The sequence below is a fragment of the Streptomyces sp. NPDC057002 genome (genome assembly GCF_042673825.1).
Classification (GTDB): domain Bacteria; phylum Actinomycetota; class Actinomycetes; order Streptomycetales; family Streptomycetaceae; genus Streptomyces.
On record NZ_JBHURZ010000002.1, the window covers coordinates 1176029 to 1192570 of the forward strand.

Genomic DNA, 16542 nt, shown 5'->3' on the forward strand with positions numbered 1-16542 from the left:
TACTCCGTAATCGAAAATATGTTCCATCGAATCGGAAGGGCTCCATGACGCGAGGCTTTCGATACGTCGGTGTATCGAATACAGTCATGTATCGAAAGGAGGCCGGAGATGGCCGTGGAGGGAACGACGGGGCGTGTGACCAGGCGCCGGGTGCGCACGCGGGCCAACCTCCTGGACGCGGCGTTCTCGGTGTTCGCGGCCAAGGGCTTCGGGCACGTCTCCATCGAGGAGGTGTGCGAGGCCGCCGGCTACAGCCGAGGCGCCTTCTACTCCAACTTCTCCAGTCTCGACGAGCTGTTCTTCGCCCTCTACCGCGAGCGGGCCGACCTGATCGCCGAGCAGGTGTCGGAGGCCCTCGCCCTCGACGGCCCCGGCCTCGACGTGCCGGCCGCGGTGGACCGCGTCACCGAGGTGCTGCTCCTCGACCGGGACTGGCTCCTGGTGAAGACGGACTTCCTCGTGCACGCGGCCCGCGCCCCGGACGTGGCGCGCAGTCTGCTGGAACACCGAGCGCGGCTGCGGCAGGCGATCGCCGACCGGCTCGGCCGGGCCCGCGGGCACACCGCACTGCCCGCCGTCCTGGGCGACACGGACGGCGCCGCCAGCGCCGTGGTCGCGGCGTACGACGGCGTCACCACGCAACTGCTGCTGGACCGGGACCTCGAACACGCCCGCGCCTGGCTGAAGCAACTGCTCACGGCCCTGCTGACCGACGGCAGCGGCACCCCGGATCAGAACTGAGGAAGGGAACGGTCGCCATGGATGCCGACGTCATCGTCGTAGGAGCGGGCCTCGCCGGCCTGGTCGCGGCACACGAGCTGACCAGCAAGGGCCGCAGAGTCGCCCTCGTCGACCAGGAGAACGCCGCCAACCTCGGGGGACAGGCGTTCTGGTCCTTCGGCGGGCTGTTCCTCGTCGACTCGCCGCAGCAGCGGCGCCTGGGCATCAAGGACTCCTTCGACCTCGCCTGGAGCGACTGGCGCGGCAGCGCCGGCTTCGACCGGCTGGAGGACGAGGACTCCTGGGCCGTGCGCTGGGCGCGCGCCTACGTCGAGTTCGCCGCCGGGGAGAAGCGGTCCTGGCTGGACGGGCACGGCATCACGTTCCTGCCCACCGTCGGCTGGGCCGAGCGCGGCGACCTCACGGCGCACGGGCACGGCAACACCGTGCCCCGCTTCCACATCGCCTGGGGCACCGGCACCGGCGTGGTCGAACCGTTCGTGCGCTACGCCGAGCAGGCAGCGCGCGACGGCCTGCTCACCTTCCACCACCGCCACCGCGTCGACGAACTGGTCGTCGAGGGCGGCACCGCCCGGGGCGTACGCGGCACGGTCCTGGCCGACGACTCCTCACCCCGCGGCGTCGCCTCCAACCGCGACCCGGCGGGCGAGTTCGAACTCACCGCCCAGGCCGTCATCGTCACCAGCGGCGGCATCGGCGCGAACCACGACATCGTCCGCCGCCACTGGCCCGAACGCCTCGGCACCCCGCCGCAGGAGATGGTTACCGGCGTACCGGCCTACGTCGACGGGCGGATGCTCGACATCAGCGCCGAGGCGGGCGTACGGCTGGTCAACCGCGACCGTATGTGGCACTACACCGAGGGTCTGAGGAACTGGGACCCGATCTGGCCCGGCCACGGCATCCGCATCCTGCCCGGGCCGTCCTCGATGTGGTTCGACGCCCTCGGCCGCCGTCTGCCCGGCCCCTGCCTGCCCGGCTACGACACCCTCGGAACCCTGAAGCATCTGCGCACCACCGAGGACATCGCCGGGTACGACCACTCCTGGTTCATCCTCACCCAGAAGATCATCGAGAAGGAGTTCGCGCTGTCGGGCTCCGAGCAGAACCCCGACATCACCGCCAAGGACCGCGCCGGGTTCCTCAAGGAACGCATCCTCGGCAAGGGCGCGCCCGGACCGGTCGACGCGTTCCTGCGCAAGGGCGCCGACTTCGTGACCGCGACCGGCGTCGAACAGCTCGTCGCGAAGATGAACGACCTCACCGACAAGCCGCTCCTCGACGTGGCCGGGATCAAGCGCCAGATCGAGGCGCGCGACCTGCAGATCGCCAACCCCTACGCCAAGGACGCCCAGGTGCAGGGCATCCGAAACGCCCGCCGCTACATCGGCGACCGCCTCGGCCGGGTCGCCACCCCGCACCGCATCCTCGACCCGGCGGCCGGCCCCCTGATCGGCGTCAAGCTGCACATCCTCACCCGCAAGACCCTCGGCGGCATCCAGACCGACCTCGACTCCCGCGCCCTCGGGGCGGACGGCAAACCGGTGGAGGGGCTGTACGCGGCCGGCGAGGTCGCCGGTTTCGGCGGCGGCGGTGTCCACGGCTACAACGCCCTGGAGGGCACCTTCCTCGGCGGCTGCCTCTTCTCGGGGCGGGCGGCGGGCCGGGCGGCGGCGAAGCAGACGGCCTGACGGGCCCGGCCCGCCTCCTCAGCCTTCGAGGAGGCGGGCCAGTACCGTCGCGTGGCTCTGTTCCGGCGTCTTGGACGCGGTCAGCAGAGTTACGTCACCCTTGCGGACCAGGTCCCGCACCCGGCCGAGGAGTTCGGCGGCCTCGTCGCCGGCGAGCTCCGCCTCGTACCGCGCGGCGAACTCCTCGTAGGAGGCCTCGCCCGTGTGGTACCAGCGGCGCAGCTCCGTCGACGGGGTGACCGCCTTCGGCCACTCGTCCACCCGGGCCGCGTCCTTCGACAGCCCGCGCGGCCACAGCCGGTCGACCAGGACACGTGTCCCGTCGCCCGGCTCAGGCGGATCGTAGACACGGCGGACGCGCACGCTCATGGCCGGCCCCTTCTGTGACGGACGGGTCTGCCGTGAGAGTAACCCCGGCCGCACCGAACGGCCGGACGGGACGTCAGCCGGAGCGGCGCCGGGCTGCCGCGCGCCGCTTCAGCGCACGCCGTTCCGTCTCGCTCGTGCCGCCCCACACCCCGATGGACTGCCCCGTGTCCATGGCCCATTGCAGGCACTCGTCCTGGACGGGGCAGCGCCGGCACACCGACTTGGCCTGCTCCGTCTGCAGCAGGGCCGGTCCCGTCGTGCCGATCGGGAAGAAGAGCTCGGGGTCCTCGTGCCGGCAGGCAGCGTGGTCTCGCCAGTTGTCCATCGAAGTCACCTGCATCACAGTAGAAACGTGCCCGTTCGGATGCTTACTCCTTTTCGGGTCACCTGTCGATGCCTCGTGAAACAACGCCTCCCGGCCAACCGGTCACTGCTCGCGCATGCCCCAGGGCGAGCCGTAGGCCGTCAGCAGGTCCAGGAACGGGCCGGCCGGGAACGCCTCCGGGCCGAGCACGCCCGTGCCGGACCAGGCGCCGGTGGCGAGGAGTTCGAGCGCGACGACCGGGTTGACGGCGGTCTGCCAGACCACGGCCTGGCTGCCGTACTCCTTCATCGACCACTGGTTGTCGACCACGTGGTACAGGTACACCTCGCGCGGCTTCCCGTCCTTGACACCCCGCACCCAGGTGCCCGCGCACGTCTTGCCGTGCATCCGCTCGCCCAGGGTCGCCGGGTCGGGCAGGCACGCGGCGACCACGTCCCGGGGTGAGACCGCCACCGGGCCGTCCGGCCCCGGCACGGTCACCGGGTCGGTGCGGTCCAGACCCAGCAGGTGCAGCGTCTTCAGCGTCTCGACGAACTCCCGGCCCAGACCGTACTTGAAGGTGACGCGGCGCGCGTCGACCCAGCGGGGGACGAGCAGCACCTCCTCGTGCTCCACGTTGACGCACTCGACCGGGCCGATGCCCTCGGGGAAGTCGAAGACCTCGGGCTCGCTGAAGGGCGCGGTGGTGAACCAGCCGCGGTCGGCCTCGTAGACGACCGGCGGGTTGAGGCATTCCTCGATGGTGGTCCAGATGCTGAACGAGGGCGCGAAGTCGTAGCCGTCGACGGTCAGGTTCGCTCCGTCCCGGATGCCGATCTCCTCGATCTCGTCGAAGAGTTCGTCGGCGGCGTACCGCGCGAAGACGTCCGACAGGCCCGGCTCCACCCCCATGCCGACGAGGGCCAGGACCCCCTCCTTCTCCCAGTCGGCCGCCTCGGCGAACTGCTCGTCGCCGAGCTTCACGCCGCACTCCGCGTACGGCCGTTCCTCGTGCGGGCGGGACAGCGACATCGCCATGTCGAGATAGGTGGCGCCCGCGGCGCGGGCCGCGCGGAACAGGGGCATCACGAAGCGGGGGTCGGTGGCGTTGAGCAGGACGTCGCAGCGGTGCCGTGCCAGCAGGCGGGCCACCGCCGCCTCGTCGCCGGCGTCCACCCGCTCGGCGGTGAACCGCGCGTCGCCGCCGAGTGCCGCGACCGCCGCCTCGGCCCGGGCCGGGTCGTAGTCGGCCACCACCATCGCCTCGAAGAACGGCCGCCGGGCCGCGATCCGGGTGATCGCGCCGCCCACACCGCCGGCGCCCACGAGCAGTACACGCATGTCAGAAACTCCCTTTTTGCGAAGAACGTGGAGGGCCCTTGAGGAGATGAAACGCCGCCGTCTGGCTTAAGGTCAATGGCGTTGGCATAAGGAGGGAGCCGTCGTGCCGAAGCCCGTGGTGCCGGAGGAGAAACGCCGCCGGCGCAGGCCCACCAAGAGCGGCACCGTGCTGTCCGAGGAGCTGATCGTCGAGACGGCGCTGCGCATGCTGCACGAACACGGCAGCGCCGGACTGACCGCCCGCAGGCTCGGCCTGGCCCTGGACGCCGACCCGAGCACGCTCTACCGGTACTTCCGGGGCATGGACGACCTGACGCTCGCCATCGGCGACGCGCTGATCGGGCAGGCGCTCGGCGGCTGGGCACCGACGGGGGAGTGGCGGGCGGACCTGCGGGCCGTCGGGCTGCGCATCCACGCCGCGTACGTGGCGCACCCGCAGGCGGCCGTGCTCACCGCCAGCCGGGTCTCGGGCCGGGCCCACGAACTCGCGGCCGACGAGGCGGTCCTGGGCCTCCTGCGCACGGCGGGCTTCCCGCTGCCCGACGCGGTGCGGATCTACCACGCCTTCGTCGACACCACACTGGCCTTCGCCGCACTCGACGCCGCCTCGCTGGCGCTGCCCCGTGCCTCACTGCACGCCGACGAGGAGATGTGGCGCTCGACGTACGCCCGCCTGCCCGCCACCACCCATCCCCGCATCGCGGAAGCGGCACCCCTGCTCGCCACTCGCATGCTGACCAGCGCCTATCCGACGGCCCTGGAGATGCTGCTGGACAGCGCGGCGACGCAGCTGGACGGCGTGGGGGAGTAGGGGCCGTGCCTCAGTTGCGCAGCGCCTCGGCGGCGGTCGCCGTCAGCGTCTCCGCGACCTGCGCCAGCGCCGGCGAGTCGAGCTTCCACTGCTGCCAGTACAGGGGCACGTCGACCGGTCGGCCCGAGGCGAGTCCCACGAGCCGGCCGGTGCGCAGCAGCGGGTCCGCCTGGGCCTCGGGAACCAGGCCCCAGCCCAGCCCGGCGGCCACCGCGTCGACGAACCCCTCCGAGGTCGGCACGTAGTGCCGCAGCGCGCTCGCGCCGCTCCGTCCCCCGGTGAGCCGGCGGACGAAGCCGTCCTGGAAGTCGTCCCGCCGGTCGAAGGTCACGACGGGCACGTCGAGCAGCACCTGCTCCAGGGGGCCGCCGAGGTGGCGCGCGGCGAAGTCCGGCGCGGCCACCGGGAGGTAGCGCATCCGCCCGAGGGAGCGCACCGAGCAGCCCGGCACGGCGTCCGGTGACGAGGTCACCGCGGCCATCACCACCCCCTCCCGCAGCAGCGCCGCCGTGTGGTCCTCGTCCTCGCGGCGCAGCTCGAAGTAGAGCCGCAGCTCCTCCGGTACGCGGGTGAGCACCCCGAGGAACCAGGTGGCCAGCGAGTCCGCGTTCACCGCGACCGAGACCCGGGTCGGCTCGCCGGTACCGCTCAGCCCGAGCTCCGCGTACGCGTCGCGCTCCAGCCGAGCCACCTGGCGGGCCAGCCGCACCAGCACCTCGCCCGACTCGGTGGGCCGCACCGGCTTGGTCCGCAGCAGCAGGACCCGCCCCGTGCGCTGCTCCAGCGCCTTCACGCGCTGGCTGATCGCCGACGGTGTCACATGCAGCGCGGCCGCCGCCGCGTCGAAGGTGCCCTCGTCCACGACCGCGAGCAGGGTCCGCACCTGGTCCAGAGGCAGGTCCGGCATCACCGATGTCATCACGTGCCCTAATGATACGTAAGAATCTTTAGCTGTACCTGAGCCGGGTCCGTCCGTAGCGTCAAGGTCATGACCAGCACCTTCACCGCCGCGGCCGCGGGTTTCGGCACCGGACTGTCCCTCATCGTCGCCATCGGTGCCCAGAACGCCTTCGTCCTGCGCCAGGGGGTCCGCCGCGAGGCGGTCCTCGCCGTCGTCGGCATCTGCGCCCTGTCCGACGCCGCCCTCATCACGCTCGGGGTCGGCGGCGTCGGCGCGGTGGTGGTGGCGTGGCCGGGCGCGCTGACGGCGGTCGGCTGGATCGGCGGCGCGTTCCTGCTCTGCTACGGCGCCCTGGCCGCCCGCCGGGTGTTCCGGCCGGGCGACGGCGGCCTCCGGGCGGAGGGAGAGGCGGCCGGATCACGCCGCCGGGCCGTGCTCACCTGCCTGGCGATGACCTGGCTCAACCCGCACGTCTACCTCGACACCGTGTTCCTGCTGGGCTCCGTGGCCGCCGACCACGGCACGCTGCGCTGGACGTTCGGTCTCGGCGCCGTGCTGGCCAGCCTGTGCTGGTTCACCGCACTCGGCTTCGGCGCCCGGCTGCTCGGCCGTCACCTCGCCAAGCCCGCCGCCTGGCGCGTCATGGACGGCGTGCTCGCCGCCACCATGATCGTGCTCGGTGCCGCGCTCATCGCCGGAAGCTGACACCTCGGCTTCGGGCCGCTCGGCGGCTGGTGAAATAGTGATCCCCGGCCGGGTAGCTGTAGCGAGCATCCAGGAAGCGGCGAGTGGACACGAGCGAGAGCAGGACACAAGAGCAGGATCCGGTGCCGGAGGCACCCCCGCGCCGCGGCTGGCGGCGCTGGGCCATGGACACCCGCCCCCTGCGCCGCCCCGCCTACCGGAGGCTGTGGGGCTCGACCATCGTCACGGCCGTCGGCAGCCAGCTCACCGCGGTCGCCGTGCCCAAGCAGATCTACGACATCACCGGCTCCTCGGCCTGGGTGGGCGCGGCGAGCCTCGCCGGCCTCGTGCCCCTGGTCGTGTTCGCGCTGTGGGGCGGGGCGATCGCCGACAGCATGGACCGGCGCAAGCTGCTGCTGATCACCAACAGCGGCATCGCCGTCACCTCGGTGCTGTTCTGGCTCCAGGCCTTCGCCGGTCTGGAGTCGGTGGCCGCGCTCATGGTGCTGCTCGCGATGCAGCAGGCCTTCTGGGGCCTGAACGCACCGGCCCGCACCGCCTCCATCGCCCGGCTGGTCCCCGAGGACGAACTGCCGGCGGCGGGCGCCCTCGGCTCGACCGTGATGCAGACGGGCCAGGTGGCGGGTCCGCTGCTCGCGGGCGCCCTCATCCCCGTGATCGGCCTGCCCGAGCTCTATCTGATCGACGCGCTGGCCCTGTGCGTCACGGTGTGGGCGGTGTACCGGCTGCCGTCGCTGCCGCCCCTGGCGGGCACGGGCAAGCGCCGCGCGGGCGTGCGGGAGATCGCCGCCGGTTTCCGCTATATCTCCGGGCACACCGTGCTGCTGCTGTCGTTCCTCGCCGACATCATCGCCATGGTCCTCGGCATGCCGCGCGCCCTGTTCCCGCAGCTCGCCGCCCAGACCTACGCGCCGTACGGCGAAGGCCTCGCGCTGGGCCTGCTGTTCGCGGCGATCCCCATCGGCGCCGTGCTGGGCGGACTGTTCTCCGGCACCTTCTCCCGGGCGCGCCGGCACGGCTGGATGGTCATCGGGGCGGTGGTCGCGTGGGGTGCGGCCATCGCGGGCTTCGGGCTGAGCGGCAGTCTGTGGGTCGGGGTGGCGTTCCTCGCGCTGGCCGGTGTGGCCGACATGGTCTCGATGGTCTTCCGGGGCGCGATCCTGCTGTCCGCCGCCACCGACGAGATGCGCGGGCGCATGCAGGGCGTCTTCACCGTCGTCGTGGCGGGCGGCCCGCGCCTCGCCGACGTACTGCACGGCACGGCGGGCTCCGCCTTCGGCCCCCGCACCGCCGTCACGGGCGGCGGCCTGCTGGTCGTCGCCGTGATGCTGGCCCTGGCCGCCGCGGTACCGGCACTGCGCCGCTACCGCGTCTGAGGTCTCACAGCGCTCACAGTGCTCCTCGCCGGTGCAGTGTGTACTGCTCCATCAGTTTGCCGCGGGTCATCTCCAGCCGGTGCGCGAGCACCTCGGCCACCGATCGCACCAGCAGCAGACCCAGCTGGGAGTCCTCCTCACACAGCTCCAGCACGGCCGCCGCGTCGAATTCGTAGGCCCGTACGGGACTGAACGCCACCGCGCCGAAGTCCCAGGTGTGCGGCGGGAACAGCCAGGACCAGCCGAGCAGGTCGCCCGCGCCGAGGCTGGCCACGGTGACCCGTTGCAGGGAGTTGACCTCCTGATCCAGGGAGACCGCACCGGAACGGATGACCCAGAAGCGGTCGGCCGCGCCGCCCGCCTCGAAGATGCGGGTGTCCTCGGGGAAGGACACCTCCCGCGCGAGCGCCATCAGACGCTGCCGCTGGGGCGGAGGCAGGGCGGTCAGGAGTTTGATCGCTTTGGTCATGACGCGGAGCTCCTCGCCGGGCGGTCGACTACCGGTGCTTTCTCCCTACGCCCATTTCAGCCGCTGGCGGGGCCTCGGGCACCTCGGCGTGGGCAACTTTCTCCGGGCATGAAAAAGCCCTGGCTGGACGGGGGAGACCAGCCAGGGCCGTTAGCGGTGACGGACGGAGGAACGCGGGTTCGACCCCGTCATCACGTATGAATGAACGATAAACCATCCAGAGGGTGTGCGTGCACCCCAGGCCGGGTCGGGTGACCCGTTTCACGTCGGAGTCACCGCGCGCCGTCGGCGAGGACACGGACGGTATCCAGCTCCGGGTCCGTGGGATCGGGGAGGTGCATGCCCGCCGCCAGCCCGGTGCGCAGATACGCCAGCACCGGCTCGGTGAGACGCTCACCAGGGAGGACGGCCGGGATGCCGGGCGGATACGGCGTGATCATCTCCGCCGCGACCCGTCCGGCCGCCTCGCCCACCGGCGCGTCCTCGGCCGGGCCGAAGAACGCGTCGCGGGGCAGCACCACCTGCTCCATCCGCAGCTCGGCCGGCGACGGCACCTCCACCCGCGGCGCCCGGGGCAGATCCCGCGCGGCCCCGGCGAGATCGCGCAGCGCCTCCAGCAGCTGCCCGGTCGTCTCCCGGTCGTCGCCGTGGGTGATCTGCATGCCGATACGGCGGTGGTCCACCAGATGCGCGTCGATGCGCCGGTGCTCGCGCAGCCAGTCCGCCGCCTGGAAGCCCGTGATCCCGAGCCCGGTGAGATCGATGACGCCGGGCAGCGGGTCGAAGTCGTCGGACAGCCCCGGGCCGCAGAAGTCCCGCCGGTCGTTGACGTGCAGCCCGTCGATCTCCTCGACGGCGGACCGGACCTCGGCCGCGAGAGCCAGCGCGCCGCCCATCAGCTCCTCGCCGTGCAGCGCCATCTGCCGCCGCCAGCCGTCCAGACCCGCGAAGATCAGCACCGACGGACTGGTGGTGCCCAGCAGGTCCGCGCGCATCCCCAGCAGCTGCGGCGGGACCAGGTCGCCCCGCAGATGGAAGACGGAGCCCTGTTCCAGGCCGCTGCCCATCTTGTGGATGCTGGTCACGCAGATGTCCGCGCCCGCGTCCATCGCCCAGGACGGCAGATCGGGGTGGAACGGCAGATGCGCGCCCCACGCCTCGTCCACGATCAGCGGCCGCGCACGCCGGTGGCACACCTCGGCGACCGCCCGGAGATCCGCGCAACCCCCGTACGGTGTGGGGCTCGTGACCAGCGCGCCCCGCGCGTCCGGGTGGGCCCCGAACGCCCGCTCGAAGTCCTCGGCGGACGGCGGATGGGCCAGTTTCCGCTCGGCGTCCCAGCGGGGGTCGACCCAGACGGGCTCGATACCGGACAGGATCAGCCCCGCCACCACCGACTTGTGCGCGTCACGCCCGATCAGCAGCTTCTCGTGCGGCCCCGCGACCGACAGCATGGCCGCCTTCACCGACAGGGAGCTGCCGCACGTACTGAAATGCGTGTGCTCGGCGTGCACCGCGTCGGCCATCAGCTCCTGTGCCCGCTGCAGCACCCGTCCCCGGGTGAGCCGGTCGTCCAGACCCCCCGAGGCCAGCACGTCGCCGTGGAACACCGCGTCACCGAGGACCTCCCGGACCATCGGATCGGCGCCCCGCGCCTGTTTGTGCCCCGGTGGCGTGAACGACAGATGCCCTTTGCGGCGGTACTCGTCCAGGGCTTCCAGAACCGGTGCTCGGGTGTGATCGACTGTCATCGGCACCGGGTTCCCGGCGCGTCCCCTCGCAATCGGCCGTTGTCCGCTCCGGGGTAGGGACCCTCCCGGTCAGCCCTCCGTACTGTGCTTGCCCGGCGTCAGGATCTCGTCCAGCACCGTGACCACCGCCTCGTAGGACATTCCTCGTACGGTCGCGTCCCTGGCCCCCTTCGGGTCGGTCGCGCTCAGTTCCTCACTCCTGGCCCGCCACGTCCGCTCCTCGCGCACCGCGCAGGTCCTCGCGCGCCGGATGCGCCGCAGCAGTTCGTCGGAGTCCACCACATCGGTCATGCACCCCGCCTACCCACGCAATGCGCCGAGATGGCACCGACCGGCGGCCGTTCGGGCGCTTTTCGGCAGGAGTAGGCGGACCGGAGGTTTGCAGGTGCGGGGAGAGGTCAGCCGAAGAGAAGAGGCCCGCGGCGCTCGCGAGGTGCGCGCCCCGAACGCCGCGGGAGGTTGAAGGAAGCAGCGGGCACCGTGAGCCCCAGGCGTGCCCGTGCGGGCGGCCGCGGAACGCGGGCCGGACCCGGCTTCCGTCTTCACCGACCAGGGAGCTGAAGGATGTGCGACGAGCACATGATCGAATCCGTACTCGGGCCGCTCGGCGCGGACCGGGACCGGCCGTGCAAACCCGCTGAGGCGCGCCGGGCCGTGGAGCGCGCCGTGGCCGAACGCTGCCGCACCACTCACACCCCGTGCGACGCGGACGCCCTCTCCGACGCGCTGCTCGTCGTCTCGGAACTGACGACCAACGCGATCCTGCACGGCGGCGGCGTCACCGACTTCCGGGTCGACGTCGACGGCCCCGGCGTGCGAGTGTCGGTGAGCGACCGCAGTGACGAACTGCCCGTGACCGCGCCGCCCGTGGATCCGCACGGACGGCTGCGGCACGGGGGCCACGGCTGGCCCATCGTGTGCCGGCTCTCCCGCGACGTCCGCGTCGCGGACCTGCCTGCAGGCGGCAAGTGCATCACCGCCGTCGTACCCCTCGCCTGAAACCCGGTTGCCGGCTCCCGGGCAGATTGCACAGCAAAGTGGAGTTTGTTCCACCGGGGGCAGGGCAGTCGCAATCTCGTGCTTCGGACCGGAGGCGCGCCAGCGGGAGCGGTATGGCTGCCCCGGAGGCCCTCCAGGCGATCCGGGCAGCGACCTTCCTGCGGTAGACCCTGAAATCACCGTTGTCAGGAGCGAATCCGCATGCTCATCGACACGCCCACGAACCGCCCCGACACGCCCGGAACCACGACCACCGCCACTCGGCGGCGGCACGACGACGCCCCGGACACCGCGGCCCTCTTCACCCGGCTGGCGGAACTGGAGGAGGGCCCCGAGCGGGAGGCCGTCCGTGACGAGCTCGTCACGCTGTGGCTGCCCATGGCCCACCGCATCGCCGGCCGCTTCCGCGAGCGCGGAGAGTCGCTCGAGGACCTCAAGCAGGTGGCGGCCCTGGGGCTGGTCAAGGCCGTCGACCGGTTCGACCCGAGCCGGGGAGCCTTCGAGAGCTACGCCGTCCCCACCATCACCGGCGAGGTCAAGCGGCACTTCCGGGACCGTATGTGGGCCCTGCGGGTCCCCCGCCGGGTGCAGGAACTGCGCAACAAGGTGCGGGTGGCACGCCGTGAACTCACCCAGAACCCGGGCAGCCCCGAGCCCTCCGTGGCGGACCTCGCCGCCCGCACCGGCCTGACCGAGGAAGAGGTCGGCGCCGGGCTCGAAGCGCTGGAGAGCTTCAGCACCCTGTCGCTGGACGCCGAGCTCTCGGCCGACGACGACGGCTACAGCCTCGCGGACACCCTCGGCGCGGCAGACGCCTCCTACGACGTCGTGGTCGACCGCGAGTCCGCCAAGGAAGGCCTGCGCCGCCTGCCGGAACGCGAACGGGCCATTCTCTACATGCGCTTCTTCGAGGACATGACGCAAAGCCGCATCGCCGACCACCTCGGCATCTCCCAGATGCACGTCTCCCGCCTCATCAGCCGCAGTTGCGCCCGGGTGCGCGACGAGGCCATGGGGCAGCGGGCGGGCGCCCGGGACAGCGGCGGCACCTCCACGACGGCCTGACCATCCGACCCACGAGGAGCGAGAACCACATGCTGAGACCCCATCCCGCGGTGCTGCGCCGCCTCGTCGACGAGTACGAGGCACTGGTGCCGGCCGTCGAGGCCGCACACGCCCGCGCGCAGACCCCGCGGGCACGCGACCTGGCGTACACGCTGTGCGTGTCCACCGGCACCCGGGATGTCGGGCGAGCCCTGGAAGTCGCTCACCAGTGGCTCGCGACCGCACCCGCACCGGCCCGGGAGACCGCTGCCCTGGCCACCTGACAACGGGCGGAACAGGGGCCCGGCCGACGGCATCAGCCGCGGCCGGGCCCTTTCGCGTCCTGCGACGGCCGGGCGTCCCCGGGGCGGCCGGGCCGGAACGCGCTGGTCCGGCGGTCGGCCGGGTGTGTGGGCGCCGAGCCGGGGCATCCGGAACGCCGGGAGGTCGACATGAACACGAGTGCGCTGGCACAGACCGGACGGTTCCGGGCCCGACGGGCGGCACGGGGTTCGGTGACGGAGGGGGCGGCACGGGCGGGACTCGCCGCCCGGGGCGTGATCTATCTGCTCGTGGGCGCGCTCGCGCTGCAGATCGCCTTCGGCGACACCAAGGAGCAGGCCGACCGCGGGGGAGCCCTGGCGGCGATCTCGCAGAAGCCGTTCGGGGCGGTGCTGCTCTGGGCCCTGGGCATCGGGCTGGTCGGCATGGCCCTGTGGCGGCTGTCCGAGGTGTTCTTCGGCTCCGTCGGACAGGACGGCCGCAGCGCCCGCAAGCGACTGATGGCGGGAGTCCGCTTCGCGTTCTACGTCTTCGTCGCCTACTCCGTGCTGTCGTTCGCGGCCAGCCGTGACCAGAGCGGTGGCGGCTCCAGCGACCAGCAGTCCCGGGACGCCACCGCCAGGGCACTGGAGCTGCCCGCCGGGCAGTGGCTGGTCGGCGCGGCCGGGGTCGCGATCGTCGCCGCGGGCGGGTGGATCGGCGTGCGAGCGGTCCTGCGCAAGTACCACGACAAGCTCCGGCTCGGGCAGATGGGCCCCCGCACCCGGCGGCTGGTGGACATCACGGGCGTGGCCGGCGGCGCCGCCCGCGGGCTGGTCTTCGCCGTGGCCGGTGTCTTCGCCGTGCGCGCCGCGATCGAGTACGAACCCGACAAGGCGAAGGGCCTGGACGACACCCTGCGCACCTTCGCCGGCACCCCGCTCGGCCCCTGGCTGCTGGTCTGCGTCGCGGCCGGGCTCGTGCTCTTCGGAGTGTTCTCCTTCGCCATGGCCCGCTGGCGACGCGTCTGAGCCGCGTCGTGCGGGGAACACGAAGCCAATGAGCGATTCCGAGATTCCGCATGGCGACGACCGGCCCGTGGACATGTACCTGGACCTCCTGCGCATCCGGATGGACACCGAGGACTACCGCCTCCTGATGCGCGTGGTGGAACCCGTCCTCGAGGCGATCGACGAGGAGCGCCTGTCCAGCCTCGACTTCGCGCTCGACTCAGGGGCCGGCGACGAACTGCCCCAAGAGGTGCGTGACGAGGTGGCCCTCGTCATCGCCACCGCCGTCACCGGCCGCCTGGACAACGAAGTGGTCGAACTCGACGTCGACGACACCGGCCCGGTCAGGATCGTCACGGACGCGACCACCGCGTCCGACCCGGACCGCCTCGGCGAGATAGCCGACTACATCAAGGAACGGCACAAGCAGACCGAGGAGCTCCGGGGCATCGCCGAGGTGAGCGGACTGCCCACGGACTTCTGAGCGGTACCGGCCGGACTTCTGAGCGGTACCGGCCTCAGCCCCGGGGTTCCGCCACCGGCACGCCCAGCGGCCGGGCCAGGCCCACCACGGCCTCGTCCAGCCGCTCCAGGTGCCGCAGCACGCGGTCGGTGATCCGGCCGTAGCGCGGTGTGCCGGCGTCGGAGCCCAGCAGCGAGGCGATGCTCGGGCCCGTCTCCACCCGGGCCCCGGTGTGCTCGTCCTCGACCCGGGCCGCGATGGTCCCGATGTTGCGCACGGTGCGCGCCGCGGCCCCGCGCAACCGCGGGTCCGCCGCGATCGAGGGATGCGTGGGCAGCAGCTCGGCGGTCGCCGCCAGCGTCCGCGCGTGGTACGCGCATGTCTCCAGCAGCGCCACCACGTACCGGGCCGTGTGGCGCCGGGCCCGCAGCGGCGTGACCGGGTGGGTCAGCGGCTGCGTGGCGGCCCGCAGATCGGCCAGCGCCTGGTCCAGGTCACGCGCCTTGTCCAGCAGCTCGTCCGCGGGCCCGCCGCTGAGCTGGCCGACCGCCGCCTCGGTGACATCGGCCAGCCGTTCCAGCACGGTGCCGAGCAGCTCGTTCGTACGGCGGTCGGTCCGCACCGGCAGGACCAGCGCCGCCGCGACCACGCCGCAGGCCGCACCGAGGGCGGTCTCCTCCACCCGCAGCACCAGCACGTCGAGGCTGTAGGTGTGCAGCAGCGTGTACAGCAGCCCCAGCATCGCCGTGACGAAGAACGACATCAGCGTGTACGACAACGGCGCCGAGTAGAACATCGCGAAGATCAGCACCAGCACCAGCGCGAACGCCGTCCACGTGTGCTGCCCGACCAGGCCCGCCAGCACGATTCCGGCCACGACGCCGAACACCGTGCCGAGCAGCCGCCGATAGCCCTTGACGAGGATCTCGCCCGTGGAGGCGGTGTTCAGAAAAACGATCCAGCAGGTCAGCACGGCCCAGTACCAGCGCTGTGTGGACAGCAGCTCGCCACCCACGATGGCCAGCGTCGAGCCGACGGCGACCTGTACCGCGGCACGCGTGGTGGGCCGCCGCAGACCCGTCTCCTCCTCTACGGTCGGCTCTTCGCCGCCGCCGTCGATCGCCGCGTCCTCGGCGTCCAGCTCCTCGCGGGAGCGGGCCGTGGCGGGGGTGTCGTCCGACTCGTCCTGCGGGCCGTCCAGCGCGATCCGCAGACCCATGACCGCGCGGGCCGACTCGCCGATGCCCCGGAAGACGTCCTGGGCGGCGGCGGGCGCGGCCGGCAGGTTCTCCTCGTCCCGGTAGCCGAGAAGCCGGTTGCGTACGTGGGCCAGCCCTGTGCCCGTATGGCCGCTCCCGGCCCGCAGCACGAGGGTGTGCAGCGCCTGGAGATCCCGGCGGAGCGTGGCGGTGGCCTCGTCCGGCACCGCCGGCGCGCTCAGCGACGGCGCGGGCGCGCCCGGCAGGTGCAGGGTGAGCGTGTCGGCACGCTCGGCGGTGCGGGCGGTCAGCAGCAGCAGACCGAGCCGCTCGGCGGCGATCTCCGCGTCCGCGACCCGGCGCTGCACGAGCCGCGCCACCGACTCGTCCTGGGTGCCCTCGTCCAGCTGCGCCTGGATCATCATCGCCGTCTCGTGCAGCCGCGCGGTGCCCTCGCGCACGGCGTCCAGAGCCTTGTCCATCTCGTCCCCGTCGGCGTCGAGGAGGTCGAGCTGCGCGGACACCAGCTGGGCCAGCCGGGCGCGGAAGGCCAGCCGCAGCCGCATCAGGACGCCCGTGGGCGTCGCGGGCACCACCGCGAAGCGCAGCACCGCGCTGGAGCAGAACGCCACGGCCATGACGCCGCACAGCGCGGGCAGCGAGGAGACGGTGACGCCGACGAACAGGGACAGGAAGTAGACCTGGAAGCCGATCAGTCCCAGTGCGGTGCCGCGGTCGCCGAACCGGCGGCCGTAGACCGCGCAGAAGATCAGGACGACGAAGAAGATGTCACCGACGTAGACACGCGCGTTGAGCGCCGCGCTCAGGGACACCGAGGCCAGCGCCACCGGCAGCCCCAGTGCCAGAGTCACGGCCTGGGGGCCGAGCTGCTTCTCCCGGATGGCGAAGGTGGCGACCATCGCCGCCATGGCCCCCGCCACCAGCTGGTGCACATCGGCCCCGAACAGGCTGAGCACGGCGAGGGTGAGCGCGATGGCGCCGACGGTCCGCAACCCGGCCGTCAGGCGCAGCAGTCCGGGGTCGTTCGCCGCGATCCGGTCCCGCAGTCCTGTCCACACCGACCGTCCTGCTGCCCTCACTCCGCCG

At 72.3% G+C, this 16542-nt stretch carries 18 protein-coding genes; 10 read left to right on the forward strand and 8 right to left on the reverse strand.

The features are described 5' to 3' along the window. Positions 1-108 precede the first annotated feature (108 nt). Both ACFT32_RS13380 and ACFT32_RS13385 read left to right on the forward strand, forming a co-directional pair. A complete protein-coding gene (locus ACFT32_RS13380) occupies positions 109-741 on the forward strand; it encodes a TetR/AcrR family transcriptional regulator (RefSeq protein WP_382488550.1) in 633 nt (210 codons plus the stop codon). Positions 742-758: 17 nt separating this feature from the next. After that, positions 759-2432: an FAD-binding dehydrogenase gene (locus ACFT32_RS13385; protein WP_382488551.1), complete on the forward strand. Its 1674-nt coding sequence runs from the start codon at positions 759-761 to the stop codon at positions 2430-2432. 18 nt (positions 2433-2450) lie between these two features. Here ACFT32_RS13385 and ACFT32_RS13390 read toward each other — a convergent pair whose 3' ends face one another. The 3 genes from ACFT32_RS13390 to ACFT32_RS13400 form a co-directional block, all read right to left on the reverse strand. Then, the gene (locus tag ACFT32_RS13390; RefSeq protein WP_382488552.1) at positions 2451-2801 is read right to left on the reverse strand and encodes a DUF488 domain-containing protein; all 351 of its coding nucleotides are present in this window, start codon (positions 2799-2801) and stop codon (positions 2451-2453) included. A gap of 73 nt (positions 2802-2874) precedes the next feature. After that, a complete protein-coding gene (locus ACFT32_RS13395; protein ID WP_193478998.1) occupies positions 2875-3126 on the reverse strand; it encodes a WhiB family transcriptional regulator in 252 nt (83 codons plus the stop codon). Positions 3127-3228: 102 nt separating this feature from the next. Further along, a complete protein-coding gene (locus ACFT32_RS13400; protein ID WP_382488553.1) occupies positions 3229-4446 on the reverse strand; it encodes a saccharopine dehydrogenase family protein in 1218 nt (405 codons plus the stop codon). A gap of 103 nt (positions 4447-4549) precedes the next feature. On the opposite strand from ACFT32_RS13400, the gene ACFT32_RS13405 reads away from it, so the two are divergent. Next, a complete protein-coding gene (locus ACFT32_RS13405) occupies positions 4550-5257 on the forward strand; it encodes a TetR/AcrR family transcriptional regulator (protein ID WP_382488554.1) in 708 nt (235 codons plus the stop codon). A gap of 10 nt (positions 5258-5267) precedes the next feature. Here ACFT32_RS13405 and ACFT32_RS13410 read toward each other — a convergent pair whose 3' ends face one another. Then, positions 5268-6176, reverse strand: coding sequence for a LysR family transcriptional regulator ArgP (locus ACFT32_RS13410; RefSeq protein WP_382488901.1), 909 nt, complete (start codon positions 6174-6176; stop codon positions 5268-5270). Positions 6177-6245: 69 nt separating this feature from the next. Between ACFT32_RS13410 and ACFT32_RS13415 the strand changes: the two genes are divergently transcribed. Next, complete coding sequence (locus ACFT32_RS13415; RefSeq protein ID WP_382488555.1) at positions 6246-6863, forward strand: LysE/ArgO family amino acid transporter; 618 nt, start codon at positions 6246-6248, stop codon at positions 6861-6863. Positions 6864-6946: 83 nt separating this feature from the next. Further along, positions 6947-8239 (forward strand): MFS transporter, encoded by a 1293-nt coding sequence (locus ACFT32_RS13420; protein ID WP_382488556.1) that lies wholly within the window; start codon positions 6947-6949, stop codon positions 8237-8239. Positions 8240-8252: 13 nt separating this feature from the next. Here ACFT32_RS13420 and ACFT32_RS13425 read toward each other — a convergent pair whose 3' ends face one another. The 3 genes from ACFT32_RS13425 to ACFT32_RS13435 all read right to left on the reverse strand — a co-directional run bounded on the left by ACFT32_RS13425 (position 8253) and on the right by ACFT32_RS13435 (position 10750). After that, positions 8253-8708 (reverse strand): cyclic nucleotide-binding domain-containing protein, encoded by a 456-nt coding sequence (locus tag ACFT32_RS13425; RefSeq protein WP_382488557.1) that lies wholly within the window; start codon positions 8706-8708, stop codon positions 8253-8255. A 272-nt stretch (positions 8709-8980) separates the two neighbouring features. Continuing rightward, the gene (locus tag ACFT32_RS13430) at positions 8981-10459 is read right to left on the reverse strand and encodes an aminotransferase class I/II-fold pyridoxal phosphate-dependent enzyme (RefSeq protein ID WP_382488558.1); all 1479 of its coding nucleotides are present in this window, start codon (positions 10457-10459) and stop codon (positions 8981-8983) included. 69 nt (positions 10460-10528) lie between these two features. Next, positions 10529-10750 (reverse strand): hypothetical protein, encoded by a 222-nt coding sequence (locus tag ACFT32_RS13435; RefSeq protein ID WP_382488559.1) that lies wholly within the window; start codon positions 10748-10750, stop codon positions 10529-10531. A gap of 273 nt (positions 10751-11023) precedes the next feature. On the opposite strand from ACFT32_RS13435, the gene ACFT32_RS13440 reads away from it, so the two are divergent. The 5 genes from ACFT32_RS13440 (at position 11024) to ACFT32_RS13460 (ending at position 14257) form a co-directional block, all read left to right on the forward strand. Next, a complete protein-coding gene (locus tag ACFT32_RS13440; protein WP_382488560.1) occupies positions 11024-11458 on the forward strand; it encodes an ATP-binding protein in 435 nt (144 codons plus the stop codon). 201 nt (positions 11459-11659) lie between these two features. Continuing rightward, positions 11660-12523 carry a SigB/SigF/SigG family RNA polymerase sigma factor gene (locus ACFT32_RS13445; RefSeq protein WP_382488561.1) on the forward strand — a complete coding sequence of 288 codons (864 nt, stop codon included), beginning with the start codon at positions 11660-11662 and terminating at the stop codon, positions 12521-12523. A gap of 29 nt (positions 12524-12552) precedes the next feature. Then, on the forward strand, positions 12553-12786 hold the full coding sequence (locus ACFT32_RS13450; RefSeq protein WP_382488562.1) for a DUF5133 domain-containing protein: 234 nt from the start codon (positions 12553-12555) through the stop codon (positions 12784-12786). 168 nt (positions 12787-12954) lie between these two features. After that, positions 12955-13794, forward strand: a complete 840-nt coding sequence (locus tag ACFT32_RS13455; RefSeq protein ID WP_382488563.1) for a DUF1206 domain-containing protein — start codon at positions 12955-12957, stop codon at positions 13792-13794. Positions 13795-13822: 28 nt separating this feature from the next. Continuing rightward, positions 13823-14257 carry a hypothetical protein gene (locus tag ACFT32_RS13460; RefSeq protein ID WP_382488564.1) on the forward strand — a complete coding sequence of 145 codons (435 nt, stop codon included), beginning with the start codon at positions 13823-13825 and terminating at the stop codon, positions 14255-14257. 34 nt (positions 14258-14291) lie between these two features. Here the strand turns inward: ACFT32_RS13460 and ACFT32_RS13465 are convergent, their stop codons facing one another. Next, the gene (locus tag ACFT32_RS13465; protein WP_382488565.1) at positions 14292-16535 is read right to left on the reverse strand and encodes an FUSC family protein; all 2244 of its coding nucleotides are present in this window, start codon (positions 16533-16535) and stop codon (positions 14292-14294) included. Between the last annotated feature and the right edge of the window lie 7 nt (positions 16536-16542).

Coding starts and splice junctions, on each gene's coding strand:
- ACFT32_RS13380 (WP_382488550.1), top strand. CDS start 109: ATGGCCGTGGAGGGAACGACGGGGCGTGTGACCAGGCGCCGGGTGCGC.
- ACFT32_RS13385 (WP_382488551.1), top strand. CDS start 759: ATGGATGCCGACGTCATCGTCGTAGGAGCGGGCCTCGCCGGCCTGGTC.
- ACFT32_RS13390 (WP_382488552.1), bottom strand. CDS start 2,801: ATGAGCGTGCGCGTCCGCCGTGTCTACGATCCGCCTGAGCCGGGCGAC.
- ACFT32_RS13395 (WP_193478998.1), bottom strand. CDS start 3,126: ATGGACAACTGGCGAGACCACGCTGCCTGCCGGCACGAGGACCCCGAG.
- ACFT32_RS13400 (WP_382488553.1), bottom strand. CDS start 4,446: ATGCGTGTACTGCTCGTGGGCGCCGGCGGTGTGGGCGGCGCGATCACC.
- ACFT32_RS13410 (WP_382488901.1), bottom strand. CDS start 6,176: ATGACATCGGTGATGCCGGACCTGCCTCTGGACCAGGTGCGGACCCTG.
- ACFT32_RS13415 (WP_382488555.1), top strand. CDS start 6,246: ATGACCAGCACCTTCACCGCCGCGGCCGCGGGTTTCGGCACCGGACTG.
- ACFT32_RS13425 (WP_382488557.1), bottom strand. CDS start 8,708: ATGACCAAAGCGATCAAACTCCTGACCGCCCTGCCTCCGCCCCAGCGG.
- ACFT32_RS13430 (WP_382488558.1), bottom strand. CDS start 10,459: ATGACAGTCGATCACACCCGAGCACCGGTTCTGGAAGCCCTGGACGAG.
- ACFT32_RS13435 (WP_382488559.1), bottom strand. CDS start 10,750: ATGACCGATGTGGTGGACTCCGACGAACTGCTGCGGCGCATCCGGCGC.
- ACFT32_RS13440 (WP_382488560.1), top strand. CDS start 11,024: ATGTGCGACGAGCACATGATCGAATCCGTACTCGGGCCGCTCGGCGCG.
- ACFT32_RS13445 (WP_382488561.1), top strand. CDS start 11,660: ATGCTCATCGACACGCCCACGAACCGCCCCGACACGCCCGGAACCACG.
- ACFT32_RS13450 (WP_382488562.1), top strand. CDS start 12,553: ATGCTGAGACCCCATCCCGCGGTGCTGCGCCGCCTCGTCGACGAGTAC.
- ACFT32_RS13455 (WP_382488563.1), top strand. CDS start 12,955: ATGAACACGAGTGCGCTGGCACAGACCGGACGGTTCCGGGCCCGACGG.
- ACFT32_RS13460 (WP_382488564.1), top strand. CDS start 13,823: ATGAGCGATTCCGAGATTCCGCATGGCGACGACCGGCCCGTGGACATG.